Consider the following 12,798-nt stretch of genomic DNA (forward strand, 5'->3'; position numbering starts at 1 on the left):
CCCTTCCCGCACCCTTCGGGTGGGCGCGCGCGTGCTCCCTCCCAGCATGGCGCTCCCCCGGCCGGGCGAAGAGGCGGCACGCCCGCCGGGGCGCCTGAATATGCTGTACCCGTGGGGGAAGAGGACGAAGCGGATGCCGCGGCGCGTGCGGCGTCGGAAGCCGACGTCTCTGCGTCTGCCGCAGCGAGCGCGACCGCGAAGAGGCGCGGACTCATCCGTCGCGGCTTCGACCTGATCCCCACATCCTGGTTCGCCGCCGGAGTTACCGCGATCTTCCTCGCCGTGACGGCCGCCTTCGGAGGGCTCGCCACCGTCGAGGATCCCGTTGCACATGTTCTGCCCGGCGAGGACTTCCACGGCGCCGGATTCGACATGAGAGTCACCGGTGCAACGATCGTGGATGCGCGCAAGGTCACGAGCTTGCAGCCGGGCGCCGGCCAGCGCGTGCTACTCGTCGCCCTGGATGCGACGGTCACCGAGCCGAGCCCGCGCGTCACCGCGGACGACGGATCACTGCAGGGGATCCGCGTCGAGGGCGTCGAGGCCAAACCCGTGATCATCCGTCCGGACGACAACGCCCTCGCGACGATTCTGCAGCCGGGCGTGCGGACATCGCTGCTGCTCGCCTGGCTGGTGCCCTCCGATCTGCAGGGCGAACGGGTGACCGTCCGGCTCCCCCTGGCGGACGAGGCGAAGAACAACATCCGATCGGGCACGCGTTGGGACTTCATCCGGTTCGGGGCCGAGACCCAGGTCACCGTGGTCGACGGCGGCCGCGGGGATCCGGAGCCGACCGCATGATCGGGCCGCGCAGACGCGCCCTGCTCGGCTGGACCGCCGGCGCCGCGATGATCGCGGCCTCCGCCGCACTCGTCGCGGTCACTCCCGGACCGAACGTCGACCCCGCCCCGTTCGTCGTCACCGTCGCACAGGGCGAGCGCGGGGTCGGGCGCAACATCGATGTCACGGTCGGGGACGTGCGGCGGACGCAGGAGATCTCGGTCCCCTCGTACACGAAATGGAGCGCCACGGGCAACTGGCTCGTGGTCGACCTGAAGGCGGCCGCGGTCGTGACCCAGTCCGGCGCGAGCCTCTCCGGCGCCCAGTTCCTCATCGACGGCAAGACCTACACCGCGTCGAACCGCCCGGACACGCTCTTCACCCTTCTGCAGAATTCACTCGTACCCGGCGTTCCCAGGGCAGGAGCGATCGTCTTCGAGCTCCCGGGAAGCCTGACCTCGGGAACCGGCGAACTCGCCTTCTCGGTCAGCAGCGACGTGCGGGCGGACTCGCAGATCCGCGTCCCGATCGACCTCGCAGAGGTGCCGACCACGGATTCCGTCGAGCTCCCGCGCGTGGGGTGGTCCCGATGACAGCACCGGATGCGCCGTCGCCCGCCAGCACTGTGGAAGCGGGCAGGATCCGCGAACGTCCTTCTCGGGAGAGGCGAGCAGGCACGCTGCTCTCGCTCGGCGCCCTCGTGCTGCTCATCCCCGGTGTCCTCCTTGCGACGGGTCTCACCCCGTGGACCGAGGATCGTCCTGAACCCGTCGTGGCGGGAGCATCCGGCACGGCCGAGGTCGGCGACGCGACCTGGGGACCGGTGAAGGCCGTCATCCTCGAGGACACCACGGGCCTGGACGTGCCTTCCGGGTCGAAGCTCATCGCCGTGAAGGTGCCGGTGGCACCGCACGACCCGGCCGCTCATCCGGTGCACTGCCAGTCTCCTCGCCTCGTGGAGCAGCGCACCGGACGCACGTGGGAAGAGGCCACGCTCGACATCGGGGTGCCTTACAGCGCGACGGAGCCCGTGCGATGCAACCCGGACGAACCGAACGCGGCGCTCATCGTCGCCTTCGTCGTCCCCGCGGGTTCCACCGGGCCCTATTGGGTCGATGTGCCGTTGACGGTGGGCGACTCGACGCCGTTCCCGCGCTTCTCCGTCATGCCCTGAGGCGCAACCGATGCGTCGGCCGCCAGTGCCGCGTCCACCGCATCGGGCACGACCTCGTCGACGACCTGCGCGGCTTGCAGCACCGCCGCCGCAGCTGCCTCCTGCGGCGTGGCGCCCCCGGCGACCGCGCTCTCCACGGCTTTCACGGCAGCTCCTCGGCGCAGCGCCCCGAGCGTCGCGTCGTAGCCGGCGGCGACCACCGCGATCCGCACCGGCTCCACGATCATGGGGACCAGCAGGAAGATCGGCGTCTGGTAGCGCATCCAGAAGGTCGCCATGTCCTGCGGACCGATGAGCGTGACGATCCAGCCCGGACCGAACCCCTGGATCGCGAGCACGACCGTGTACAGCAGGACATAGCTGCCGATCACCACGGGGCCGGCGCGCCACATGAGCAGCAGTGAGCGCCCGATCGGACGAAAGCGATCGAGCAGATCCTCCCCGATGTCGCCGAGGCGTGTCCGCGCCCACTCGGGCAGCACCGTGTAGCGCCTCTGCACGGTGCGCACGTAGCGGTTCCCGGCGTACCGGGTGGAGACGGTGATCCGCTCCGCCGCGATCGCCTGTCCGTAGATGACTCCCGCCACGGCGAGCCAGGCGAGAGGCTGCAGCAGGACGCCGCCGAGCTGCCCGATCAGCCACAGCACGCCGTCCCAGACCCAGCCCAGGACCGCGATCCGCTCGGCCACCCAGGCGTGCACCTCGCCAATCCACACCATGGCCGCACGGTGCGCGACCCAGTCCCCGACCGTGCGGGTGATGTCGCCGAGAGTCCACACGAAGAAGAAGAGCCACACGGCTTCGAGGTACACCGCGACCAGGGACAGCGACCGCGGCAGTTTCTCGTCCCAGCGCTTCCACGCCCAGCGGAGGCCGTACGCGACCACGATGATCACCCAGGTCCAGACCCCGAACCCGGCGGAGCTCACGTCCTCGCCGGACACGTCCTCGCCCGCCCAGATCCTCCCCGTGTGGACTTGGAGGGCGAGCCGCACGTACTCGAAGAAGTCGTCGCGCAGGAATCCGTATGCGGCGTACACGGCGAAGAAGGGCAGGACTCCGGCGAGCAGAGAGTTTACGAACGTCGCCACGCGCTCCCGGGCGCTCTCCGGAACCGAGGCGATGAACCCCAGTTCGCGCAGCGCACTGCGTGCGACGAGGAACATCGCCACGAAGCTGACGAGACGTGCCAGCACGGCCAGCGGCAGCAGGAGCAGACCGCCTGTGCTCCACCAGCCTCCGACGAACCCCGCCAGTTGCAGAGCGAAGTGATTGCCGAGCCAGCCGGCCAGGAACCACGCGAGCAGCTGAGGGGCGGAGCGCAACAGCACCCGACCGACCGTTCGAAGTATGTCCCCCACTGGGCGCAGATTATCGTGCACGCGAGCTGAGCCTCCGATGCGACAGCTGGGTGATCCTTCGGGCCGATCTGAAGGATCACCCAGCTCAGGTGCCGCCTATTCTGAACCAAACAGCAGGTTAGAAGCGTCCACGTGCGCCAGAGTCCCCATGTTGATACGCATACGCGGCGTTCTCAATTGCCTGCGCGATTCTGTTTGCAGTGCTGGCCGCCGAAGACCTGTTGCCCTGCCCAATGTAACCCTGAAGATTGCTCACCGTCTGAAGGAATGTCGAAGCTGCGGAACCCAGAAAGATGGGCCTACCGCACTCAGTTCCTGATTGGGCGTAGCTTCTCGCGCGTCCGAAGTCGCCTCCGCTTGCCGCCGAAGCTGCGCTTCGGAAGTTTTGCGCACACGCTATCCATGCGTTCACGTTGGGCACGTAACCTGCCTGGATTGTTCCGGCGCTGACGTGCACAGTAGCCGCTTCAGAAGCTATTGCCGGGGAACCTGTCATCATGACCGCAGCGAGAACCGGAGCAGCCAAAAGCGTGATTCTGTTGATGACCTTCTTTGTCTTCATACGTACCCTCCTAGGTTTGCGTCCTTGTCTCAAGGATTGCTTCACCAACGTAACAGGGGGCCTCCGACACCAACGGCCCTCCAAATCGGGAGGGTCCGGTCTAGTCACATCAGCGGCATGCCGCTCAGACAAGGACGAGACTAAGCCCAGTCGAACAGACTGCAGCCCTCAGTCCGCCCAGACGCTCGGCGCAGGTGCCTTGGTCGGGGGCAGGGCCGAGGCGGCGGCCCAGTCGTGGATCCAGTCCTCGACGTCCGGCACGTCCTCGGGGCGGCCGAGAGCCCCGAAGAACTCCTCGTGCGAGACGGTCCCTCCCGTGCGTCGCAGCATACGCGCACGCACGATCACCCGGGCGTACACCTCGCCGTCCACGACGGCGCGATGCTCCATGAACAGCGCCTTGTCGTCGTGCCCGATGAAGCGCGACTCGATGTCGAAGCGCTGCCACAGCTCGAGGGACTTGCGGAACGTGACGGTCTCGCTCGAGACCACGGCGTACCAGCCGCGCTCCTTCATCGCGTCGAACAGCCCGGTGCGGATCAGGAGGTCCCACCGTCCGAGGTCGAACAGGGACAGATACCGACCGTTGTTCATGTGCCGCAGGATGTCGAGATCCGTCGGCAGCGTGGTCAGGCGGATCCGCCCGACGGCGGTCGGCGCGAGGGTCCGCCCCCGGCGGGCGCGCCGGCGAGCGGAGAGGACGACGAGCAGGGTGCGCCAGATCACGTTCACACGAGGAGCGTAGTGAATCCGGCACGGATCCCCGTGATCGTTTGTCGGATCCTCACAGTCCCTCAGGAGTCGGAAACCGCGTCGAAACAGACCTCGGCCCTCGATTTCGCGTCGGCGCACGGCGCGCGTAGAGTCACGATCATGAGCGCCGAAGCCCTTCCCACCGTCACCGTCCGGCCTGTTCGCGATGTCGATGCCGAAGCGCTCGGCCGTGTGCACGCGAAGTGCTGGCACGAGACCTACGACCACCTCATCAGCACCGCGACGCTCGAGGCCGTGTCGCCCAAGCGCCTCGCCGAGCTGTGGACGCACTGGGCCTCGCAGGGCGAGGAGTACCGCATGAGCGCGGCGCTCGTCGACGGCGAGATCGTGGGCTTCGTCGGATCCGGCCCGGCCCGGGACGAGAACCCGCCGGCAGAGCGCGAGCTCTACTTCATCTACCTCCTGGACGCCTGGCACGGCACCGGCATCGGACAGCGGCTGTTCGACGCGGCCGTCCACAAGGGCGAGTCGAGCTACCTCTGGGTCGCCGAGGACAACCCCCGCGCGCACCGCTTCTACGTCCGCAACGGCTTCGCGCTCGACGGCGCCAGCCAGCAGGAGCCCTTCCTCGGCGAGACCATCAAGGAAGTCCGCTTCGTACGCTGACCGCTCCGCGCGCCCGTGCGGCGCGCTTCGGCCCGGTCCCCGTCGAGGCCCCCTCTGAGCACCCGCGCCCCCTCGGGCGTGCGGCGCCAGGAGGGGGCCTCGGTGCTGCGAGGGGGCGTCGGGAAGCCAGGCGCACTGGCGCCCGCGTGCAGCGCTCGCGGGCCGGGCCGGCTCAACGCGCAGCGGCGTAGATGAGCACCTTTCCGGTGTCCTCGTCGCGCTCGCCGCGCAGCGTGTACCCGAGGCGGTCCAGGATCCGGATCGAACCGGCGTTGTCCGCATCGACGGTCGCCCAGACCTCGGGCAGCCCGAGCCCGAAGCCGTAGGCGGTGACGGCACGGGCGAGCTCGGTGCCGATCCCCTGCCCCCACTGCGACCGCGCGAGGACGTAGACGAGCTCCCAGCCGGGCACGTCGTCGCTCGGCGAGGGCTTGATCTCGGCGTGCCCCACGACCGCCCCGTCGCGCTCGACCGCCCATACGGCGAAGCGCTCGGCCGGATACACGGTCTCGAAGATCCGCCCGAACAGCGCACGGTCCTCCTGCTCGGCCTGCAGGCCGTCGCCGACGTAGCGGGCGACGTCCGCGTCCTGGAAGAGCGCGACGAACGCCTCCTCGTCGGCGCGCGCGTAGGCGCGCAACCGCAGCCTCGCGGTCTCCAGCGCCGCGGTCGGCGCCGACGCCAAGCCGCCCTTGGCCGGCTCCTCCGTGGTCACCGTCCGGATACCTGCCCGAAGAGCTTCGCGATGGGGGCGAGGACGAGGGGCCGGGCGGCGGCCCATCCTGCGGCGATCACGACGAGGGAGAGCAGGAACACCCAGAACCCGGTCCAGGTCACGGCGTCTTGCGCGGCGAACATGTGGTTCAGGTTGCGCAGCATGCCGGTGAGCAGCACGAGCGCCACGTGCACCACGATGAACGCGGTGAAGAACAGCATCGTCGGGAAGTGCACCGCGCGGGCGATCTCGATCGGATAGGCCTTCGACAGGCCCGCCGCCTTCTTGGGCCAGAGCCCCGACATCCGGAACCCGGTGGCGATGGCCACGGGCGCGGCGAGGAAGACGATCGTGAAGTAGGCGAGCTGCTGCAGGCTGTTGTAGTTCACCCAGCCGTTCTCGGTCGGCCAGTCGAAGGAGACGTACTGCAGAGCCGCCGAGAGCGCGTTCGGGAACACGTCCCAGCTCGTCGGCACGATCCGCATCCACTGGCCGGTGACGAACAGCAGCACCACGAAGATCACGCCGTTGACGATCCAGAGCAGGTCCAGCCCCTGGTGGAACCACAGGGTCAGGCTGATCTTGCCCTTCGGGTTGCCCCGCGGCGTCCAGAACGCGGTCGGCCGCTTCTCGCTGCGCACGCGCAGGCCGGAGCGGATGATCAGCGTCATCAGGAACACGTTGAAGAAGTGCTGCCAGCCGATCCACCCGGGGATCCCGACGGGCGCGCCCGCGGGCAGGTGGTACTCGCCCGGATAGGTCGTGAGGAAGTCCTGCATGAACGGCAGGCTGAGGAACGCCCGCACGATCGCGATCGCGGCGCCCGCGAGGACGGCGAGGCCCGCCGCGGCGAACAGCCCGCCGATCGCCTGCGGCCAGGTGGGACGCAGCTTCGACGCCGCGGGCTCCGCCGCGACGTGACGGGGGGCCGAGCCGTTCCAGACGGTGCGCGTGAACGGCAACGGCGCAGAGACATCCGGGCGCACAGCGACGGCGGATCCGGCCCCGGCATCGTTGAGCGAGGACGCCGCAGCCCGCACGGGGTCGTTGAGCGAGGACGCCGCAGGCGCCCGAGACGAAACGCCGTCCGGCACGGACCGTGCATCGTCTCGCTCGGCGACCACGACGACCGTCCCGGCCGGCGGCCACGGCTCACCGCCGGCCACGCGCGGCAGACCGCGACGCAGGACGGATCCGGTCGCGGGGGCACTCGGCGCGGCCGCCGCGGACGACGCCGCAGCCCCCACGGAGTCGTTGAGCGAGGACGCCGCAGGCGCCCGAGACGAAACGCCGTCCGGCACGGACCGCGTTTCGTCTCGCTCCGCTCGCTCGACGACCCCGGGGGCGCTCGGTACGACCACCGTCGCAGCGCCCGCCGGGGGCCACGGCTCACCGCCGGCCACGCGCGGCAGACCGCGACGCAGGACGGATCCGGTCGCGGGGGCACTCGACGCGACCGCCGCCGCACCCCCGGGAGCCGCCGCCGAGGACACCGAAGCCCCCACAGGGTCGTTGAGCGAGGACGCCGCAGGCGCCCGAGACGAAACGCCGTCCGGCACGGACCGCGTTTCGTCTCGCTCCGCTCGCTCAACGACCCCGGGGGCGACAGTCACCCGGGTCGCCTCGGCCTCGGGCCCGGGGGCGACAGTCACCCGGGTCGCCTCGGCCTCGGGCCCGGGGGCGGCAGCCGGCTCCGCCGACGCTCGCTCGACGACCCCGGGGGCGACGACCCCCGGAGCGGCGACCGCGTCGAGCGCACTCGCCGCGACCACTCCGGCCGGCGGCCAGGCCTCGCCGCCTCGGATACGGGGCAGTCCCCTGCGCACGGTCGTCATGGTCAGCTCTTCCGTGCGCGCAGCGCCTCGATCACCTGCGGCACGACCGTGAACAGATCGCCCACGATCCCGAAGTCCGCCACATCGAAGATCGGCGATTCCGGATCCTTGTTGATCGCGACGATCGTCTTCGCCGTCTGCATGCCCGCACGGTGCTGGATCGCGCCCGAGATCCCGACCGCGATGTACAACTGCGGCGACACCGACACACCCGTCTGACCCACCTGATGCGCGTACGGGATGTACCCCGCATCGACCGCGGCACGGGAGGCGCCGATCGCCGCACCCAGCTCGTCGGCGAGCTCCTCGACGAGCGCGAAGTTCTCCTGGGATCCGAGCCCGCGCCCGCCCGACACGACCACCTTCGCGCCGCGCAGCTCGGGCCGCGACGACGCGGCCTCGACCGCCTCGATCGGCTCACCGGTCGCCGCGGCGGCACCCGACGCCGCCACCGCAAGCTCCTCGACACGGGCATCGGCGACGGCCTCGGCGCGGGCGTCGATCGCGCCCTGGCGCACCGTGATCACCGGGACGCCGAACGTCGGAGCCGAGTCGGTGAGGAACGCCCCGCCATAGACCGAATGATGCGCGACCACGCCCTCGTCGTCGCGGGAGACCCCGATCGCATCGACCGACAGCGCCAGGTGCTCGCGCACGGCGAGACGCGCAGCGGCGTCGCGGCCGGCGATCGAGTTCGAGACGAGCACCGCGTCGGGGCCGACCGCACGGTACGCGGCCTGCAGCGCGTCGACCACCGGCACGGTCACCGACCCGCCGTCGACATCTGCGGTGAGCACGACCTGCGCACCTGCCGCGACAGCCGCGTCGACCGCCGCCTGTGCGGTCCCGGAGGGGGCGGCCACGAGCGCCACCGGGGCGCCGAGCTTGGCCGCGGCGCCGAGCAGACCCGCGGTCGAGGGCGCGGCGCCACCGGCCGGGGTCACGTCGACGAGGACGAGGATCGCCGCAGCGCCGTCTACGAACTCGGGGTACGCCATGCTCACACCAGCCTGTTCTGCGCGAGGAACTCGACGAGCTGTGCGGCCGCGTCCCCTTCGTCGGTGATCTTCACGCCCGCCGCTCGCGGAGGCTTCTCGGCCACGGCGGTGAGGATCGTCTGCGGCGCCTCTGCGGGATCGGCGCTGACGCCGAGGTCGGCGAGGGAGAGCACCTCGAGCGGCTTCTTCTTCGCCGCCATGATGCCCTTGAAGTTCGGGAAACGCGCATCAGGCAGCGCCTCGGTGATCGAGATCACGGCGGGCAGCGGCGCGCTCACCTGCTGGGATCCGAAGTCCGTCGCCCGGGTGCCGGTCACGGCGTCGGCGCCGATAGACACGGCGCTGAGGGCGGTCGCCTGCGCGTAGCCGAGATGCTCGGCCAGCATCGCCGGGATCACCCCGCCGGATCCGTCGGTCGAGAGGTTCCCCGTGATCACCAGATCCGGCCCGCCACGACGGACCGCCGCTGCGAGCACCGCTGCGGTCAACCCCAGATCAGCCCCGCGCAGCGCCTCATCCACGACATGCACCGCAGACCCGGCACCGATCGCCAACGCCCGGCGGATCGACGCGGTCGCCGACTCCGGAGCCATCGACAACGCCACGACCTCGGTGCCAGGGTTCGCATCGGCATAGCTCAGGGCAACCTCGAGGGCACGCTCGGTGATCTCATCCAGCACCACCTCACCGGCACCGCGATCCGCGAGCCCCGTCTCCAGGTCGAGCTTGCGGTCCCCGTAGGTGTCCGGCACCTCTTTCGCCAAGACGAAGATCTTCATCGAGCCTCCTCACGCGACCTCGGTCGGCCGTTCGGCCGCGGGCGGAATCACCCGGTTACCGGGCGATAACGTGGTGCCAGCGTACCTCAGCGAAGGGGCCGGATCCGACCGTCCCGCCCCTCCGCCGGGAGGTCCTGGCACAACCCTCCAACCCGCACGCCGCGCCGGGGCGCGCGCTTTGGCGGAGCGCCACGAACGCCCCCGGACCTGGTCCGCCGGAAGCCGGGGATCCGCCGGCCGCCCCGGTAACGTAGGGACATGGCCCGCCCGCATCCGCTGCCCGTCGACCCTCTCGCCGAGGCGAAGCGGCAGTGGCTCGCGCACGGCTGGACCGACGCCGCCGACGGCATGTCCCTGGTGACCTCGGTCATGCGCGCGCAGCAGCTCCTGCTCGCCCGGGTCGACGCGGCGCTGCGGCCGTTCAGTCTGTCGTTCGCCCGGTACGAGGTGCTGCGGCTGCTCGCGTTCAGCCGCACCGGAACCCTCCCGCTGTCCAGCGTCGTCGCGCGCCTCCAGGTGCACGCGACCAGCGTGTCCGGGACGGCCGACCGGCTCGTCCGCGACGGTCTCATCGCCCGCCACCGCGACCCGCACGACGGACGCGCGGCGCTGCTCGAACTCACCGAGGCCGGGCGCGAGCTCGTCGAGCGCGCCACGACGGCGCTCAACGACGAGGTCTTCGCCGAGCCGGGGATCTCCTCGGACGACACCGCGGACCTCGTCGCGATCGTCGCGCGCATGCGCAAGGCGGCCGGCGACTTCGCCGATCCGCGCCCCCAGCCGGATCCGCTCTGATGGGTTCGTTCGTCCTCGAACGGACGATCGCCGCACCGGTCGAGCGGGTGTTCGCGCTCTCCCTCGACGTCGGCGTGCACGTCGACTCGATGGCGACGCATGCCGAGCGCATCGTCGGCGGCGTGCGCTCCGGGCAGATGGCCGAGGGCGACACGGTGACGTGGTCGGCCCGGCATTTCGGGATCCGATTCCGGATGACCTCGCTCGTGTTCGACGTCGATGCCCCGCAGAGGTTCTCGGACCGGCAGCTCCACGGCCCGTTCGCCGCGTTCCGGCACCGGCACACGTTCGTGCCGCTCCTGGCCCCTGACGAGCCCGAAGCGTCCCGCACCCTCATGCGCGACGAGATCGAGTTCCGCTCGCCGTTCGGTCCGCTGGGGCGCCTGGTCGACGCCCTCATCATGCGCCGCCATCTCATCCGCCTCATCGAGCAGCGCAACGACGCCCTCGCCGCACGGGCGAGCGCGTCGTAGGCTGGCCCGCATGACCGAACTGCGGATCCGCACCGTCCTCGAGCCCTTCGGCCCCGCCGGCGCCATCGTCCTCACCGACGAGCAGGTCGCCGAGATCAGCACCGCAAAGGCGTTCCCGGTCGTCGTCACGATCGGCGCCAACTCCGCACGGCTGCGCCTCGGCCGGATGGGCGGGAAGAACTGCATCGGGTTCAGCAAGGCCAATCGGGCGGCGATGGGCATCGATCTCGGCGACGAGTTCGACGCCGTGATCGCGCCCGACACCGCCGAGCGCACGGTCGAGGTGCCCCCGGAGCTGACGTCCGCCCTCGCCGCCGCAGACCTGACGGCGGCCTACGAGGCGCTGAGCTTCACGCGCCGCAAGGAGATCGCCGTCTCGGTCGCGGATGCGAAGCAGGAGGCGACGCGCGAGCGGCGCATCGCGAAGGCCCTGGACGAGCTGCGCGGCTGACGCGCCCCGGATCCTCCCGCGGGAGGATCCGCCGTCAGTCCCCCTCGTACACGTAGGCGTCGAACCGCGCCGGGATGTTCATGCGCTGCCAGGCGAGCTCCTCGTCGCGGCGCGAGCGGTCGCCGGGGAAAGCCCGGGCCGTGTGCCGGGGCACCTGGCGGCTGTGCCCCGCGAGGTGCGCGACGGCCACCGCCTGTCCGCACACGCGCGCAGCGGCGACGGCGCTCGGATCCTGCGCCTGGCGTGCGGCCTCGTGACAGGCGAACGCCTTCTCCCGCACGGCGTCGATGTCGAGCTCGCCGCGGAGGAACGCCTCCGCGGCGGCGAGCGCCTCCCGCGGACGGTCGTCGTCGGGACGCTCGGCCTGGAACAGCGGCAGCAGCCGCTCGGCGCACGCGATGGTCCAGCCGACCAGCTCGCGCCGGTCGTCTTCGCTCAGGCGCAGGTCCGAGACGTCCGGCAGCGCTCCGTCGGCGAACAGGGGCACGACGTTGGATGTCTCGGCGTCGCGCCCGGCGGACGCGGGCCGGCGCGGATCCGAGGGGCTTCCGAGAGTGCGGAGGTCGGGCACGTCGATCACCGGTTCACGAACTGGGGCGGGCGCTTCTCGCGGAAGGCGGCCATGCCCTCCTTCTGATCGACGGTGTCGAACAGGGACGCGAAGGCCTCGCGCTCGATGTCGAGACCGACAGCGAGGGGGGTCTCCATGGCGGCGTCGAGCGCGGCCTTGGCGGCGATGATCGAGGGCAGCGACTTGGCGGCGATCGACTCGGCCAGCGTCCCCGCCTCGGAGAGCAGGTCGGCCGCGGGGACGACGCGCGAGACCAGCCCCGCCCGTTCGGCCTCCTCGGCGCCCATGATCCGCCCCGAGAGCACCAGTTCTGCGGCCTTGTAGTACCCCACGGCGCGGATGAGACGCTGCGTGCCGCCCATGCCGGGGATCACGCCGAGGTTCACCTCGGGCTGGCCGAACTTCGCCGTGTCCGCGGCGAGGATGATGTCGCACATCATCGCGAGCTCGCATCCGCCGCCCAGGGCGAAGCCGGACACGGCGGCGATGACCGGGGTGCGCACGGCGGCGAAGTCGCGCCACACGCCGAAGTGGTCGGTCGCCACCATCTCGGCGGCCGACATCGACTCCATCTCCTTGATGTCCGCGCCGGCGGCGAAGGCCTTCTCCGACCCGGTGACCACGATCGCGCCGATGCCCGCGTCCGCGTCGAAGGCGGTGGCTGCGGCGGTGACCTCCTCAGCGACCTGGGAGTTCAGGGCGTTCAGGGCGTGCGGTCGGTTCAGGGTGATCCAGCCGACCCGTCCGCGCTGCTCCGTGAGGATCGTCTCGTCTTCGGCCATGTCGTTCCCTTCGCCGCGCCTTCGTGGCACTTCCAGTATCCCCGATGCCGGTGAACGGGGGGTGTCCGCTCCCTCTCCGGCCCGCCCGCTCCCGCCCGCTCCCGTCCACCCTCTCTTCTCCGCGAGACCGAACCTCGCGCAC

15 protein-coding genes are annotated in these 12,798 nt (G+C 70.8%); 7 read left to right on the plus strand and 8 right to left on the minus strand.

Features of this window, described 5'->3' with window-relative positions; all coding sequences use genetic code 11:
• The first annotated feature begins 111 nt into the window (after window positions 1–111).
• The 3 genes from J8G10_RS07335 to J8G10_RS07345 are packed head-to-tail and all read left to right on the plus strand — an operon-like array spanning window position 112 to window position 1,954.
• Window positions 112–801 carry a hypothetical protein gene (locus tag J8G10_RS07335; RefSeq protein WP_251442489.1) on the plus strand — a complete coding sequence of 230 codons (690 nt, stop codon included), beginning with the start codon at window positions 112–114 and terminating at the stop codon, window positions 799–801.
• A complete protein-coding gene (locus J8G10_RS07340; RefSeq protein WP_251442492.1) occupies window positions 798–1,373 on the plus strand; it encodes a DUF4352 domain-containing protein in 576 nt (191 codons plus the stop codon). The genes J8G10_RS07335 and J8G10_RS07340 overlap by 4 nt, the downstream gene beginning before the upstream one ends.
• Window positions 1,370–1,954, plus strand: a complete 585-nt coding sequence (locus J8G10_RS07345; RefSeq protein WP_251442495.1) for a hypothetical protein — start codon at window positions 1,370–1,372, stop codon at window positions 1,952–1,954. The genes J8G10_RS07340 and J8G10_RS07345 overlap by 4 nt, the downstream gene beginning before the upstream one ends.
• Here the strand turns inward: J8G10_RS07345 and J8G10_RS07350 are convergent.
• Complete coding sequence (locus J8G10_RS07350) at window positions 1,885–3,285, minus strand: hypothetical protein (RefSeq protein WP_251442498.1); 1,401 nt, start codon at window positions 3,283–3,285, stop codon at window positions 1,885–1,887. The two genes, J8G10_RS07345 and J8G10_RS07350, sit on opposite strands and share 70 nt — an antisense overlap.
• A gap of 760 nt (window positions 3,286–4,045) precedes the next feature.
• Entirely contained in the window at window positions 4,046–4,609 is a 564-nt protein-coding gene (locus J8G10_RS07355) for an acyl-CoA thioesterase (protein ID WP_251442501.1), read from the minus strand.
• A gap of 141 nt (window positions 4,610–4,750) precedes the next feature.
• Here J8G10_RS07355 and J8G10_RS07360 point away from each other — a divergent pair, with 141 nt between their 5' ends.
• Entirely contained in the window at window positions 4,751–5,257 is a 507-nt protein-coding gene (locus J8G10_RS07360; protein ID WP_251442504.1) for a GNAT family N-acetyltransferase, read from the plus strand.
• Window positions 5,258–5,429: 172 nt separating this feature from the next.
• Here J8G10_RS07360 and J8G10_RS07365 read toward each other — a convergent pair whose 3' ends face one another.
• The 4 genes from J8G10_RS07365 to J8G10_RS07380 are packed head-to-tail and all read right to left on the minus strand — an operon-like array spanning window position 5,430 to window position 9,584.
• Complete coding sequence (locus J8G10_RS07365; RefSeq protein WP_251442507.1) at window positions 5,430–5,972, minus strand: GNAT family N-acetyltransferase; 543 nt, start codon at window positions 5,970–5,972, stop codon at window positions 5,430–5,432.
• Window positions 5,969–7,807 carry a cytochrome b/b6 domain-containing protein gene (locus tag J8G10_RS07370; RefSeq protein WP_251442510.1) on the minus strand — a complete coding sequence of 613 codons (1,839 nt, stop codon included), beginning with the start codon at window positions 7,805–7,807 and terminating at the stop codon, window positions 5,969–5,971. Before J8G10_RS07370 ends, J8G10_RS07365 begins: the two co-directional genes overlap by 4 nt.
• 2 nt (window positions 7,808–7,809) lie before the next feature.
• Window positions 7,810–8,805, minus strand: coding sequence for an electron transfer flavoprotein subunit alpha/FixB family protein (locus J8G10_RS07375; protein WP_251442513.1), 996 nt, complete (start codon window positions 8,803–8,805; stop codon window positions 7,810–7,812).
• A 2-nt stretch (window positions 8,806–8,807) separates the two neighbouring features.
• The gene (locus J8G10_RS07380; protein WP_251442515.1) at window positions 8,808–9,584 is read right to left on the minus strand and encodes an electron transfer flavoprotein subunit beta/FixA family protein; all 777 of its coding nucleotides are present in this window, start codon (window positions 9,582–9,584) and stop codon (window positions 8,808–8,810) included.
• Between the two features lie 258 nt (window positions 9,585–9,842).
• On the opposite strand from J8G10_RS07380, the gene J8G10_RS07385 reads away from it, so the two are divergent.
• The 3 genes from J8G10_RS07385 to J8G10_RS07395 are packed head-to-tail and all read left to right on the plus strand — an operon-like array spanning window position 9,843 to window position 11,303.
• On the plus strand, window positions 9,843–10,379 hold the full coding sequence (locus J8G10_RS07385) for a MarR family winged helix-turn-helix transcriptional regulator (RefSeq protein ID WP_251442518.1): 537 nt from the start codon (window positions 9,843–9,845) through the stop codon (window positions 10,377–10,379).
• Window positions 10,379–10,852 (plus strand): SRPBCC family protein, encoded by a 474-nt coding sequence (locus J8G10_RS07390; protein ID WP_251442522.1) that lies wholly within the window; start codon window positions 10,379–10,381, stop codon window positions 10,850–10,852. Before J8G10_RS07385 ends, J8G10_RS07390 begins: the two co-directional genes overlap by 1 nt.
• A gap of 10 nt (window positions 10,853–10,862) precedes the next feature.
• Entirely contained in the window at window positions 10,863–11,303 is a 441-nt protein-coding gene (locus J8G10_RS07395) for a YdeI/OmpD-associated family protein (protein ID WP_251442525.1), read from the plus strand.
• 34 nt (window positions 11,304–11,337) lie between these two features.
• Here J8G10_RS07395 and J8G10_RS07400 read toward each other — a convergent pair whose 3' ends face one another.
• Entirely contained in the window at window positions 11,338–11,883 is a 546-nt protein-coding gene (locus J8G10_RS07400; RefSeq protein ID WP_251442528.1) for a putative immunity protein, read from the minus strand.
• On the minus strand, window positions 11,880–12,656 hold the full coding sequence (locus tag J8G10_RS07405) for an enoyl-CoA hydratase-related protein (RefSeq protein WP_251442531.1): 777 nt from the start codon (window positions 12,654–12,656) through the stop codon (window positions 11,880–11,882). The genes J8G10_RS07400 and J8G10_RS07405 overlap by 4 nt, the downstream gene beginning before the upstream one ends.
• Window positions 12,657–12,798: the final 142 nt, after the last annotated feature.

The sequence above is a fragment of the Microbacterium sp. USTB-Y genome, from assembly GCF_023703415.1.
Classification (GTDB): domain Bacteria; phylum Actinomycetota; class Actinomycetes; order Actinomycetales; family Microbacteriaceae; genus Microbacterium.

Excerpts from the sequence above, each read along its gene's own strand:
- J8G10_RS07340 (WP_251442492.1), top strand. The coding sequence starts at position 798 with ATGATCGGGCCGCGCAGACGCGCCCTGCTCGGCTGGACCGCCGGCGCC.
- J8G10_RS07345 (WP_251442495.1), top strand. The coding sequence starts at position 1,370 with ATGACAGCACCGGATGCGCCGTCGCCCGCCAGCACTGTGGAAGCGGGC.
- J8G10_RS07360 (WP_251442504.1), top strand. The coding sequence starts at position 4,751 with ATGAGCGCCGAAGCCCTTCCCACCGTCACCGTCCGGCCTGTTCGCGAT.
- J8G10_RS07370 (WP_251442510.1), bottom strand. The coding sequence starts at position 7,807 with ATGACGACCGTGCGCAGGGGACTGCCCCGTATCCGAGGCGGCGAGGCC.
- J8G10_RS07375 (WP_251442513.1), bottom strand. The coding sequence starts at position 8,805 with ATGGCGTACCCCGAGTTCGTAGACGGCGCTGCGGCGATCCTCGTCCTC.
- J8G10_RS07380 (WP_251442515.1), bottom strand. The coding sequence starts at position 9,584 with ATGAAGATCTTCGTCTTGGCGAAAGAGGTGCCGGACACCTACGGGGAC.
- J8G10_RS07385 (WP_251442518.1), top strand. The coding sequence starts at position 9,843 with ATGGCCCGCCCGCATCCGCTGCCCGTCGACCCTCTCGCCGAGGCGAAG.
- J8G10_RS07390 (WP_251442522.1), top strand. The coding sequence starts at position 10,379 with ATGGGTTCGTTCGTCCTCGAACGGACGATCGCCGCACCGGTCGAGCGG.
- J8G10_RS07395 (WP_251442525.1), top strand. The coding sequence starts at position 10,863 with ATGACCGAACTGCGGATCCGCACCGTCCTCGAGCCCTTCGGCCCCGCC.
- J8G10_RS07405 (WP_251442531.1), bottom strand. The coding sequence starts at position 12,656 with ATGGCCGAAGACGAGACGATCCTCACGGAGCAGCGCGGACGGGTCGGC.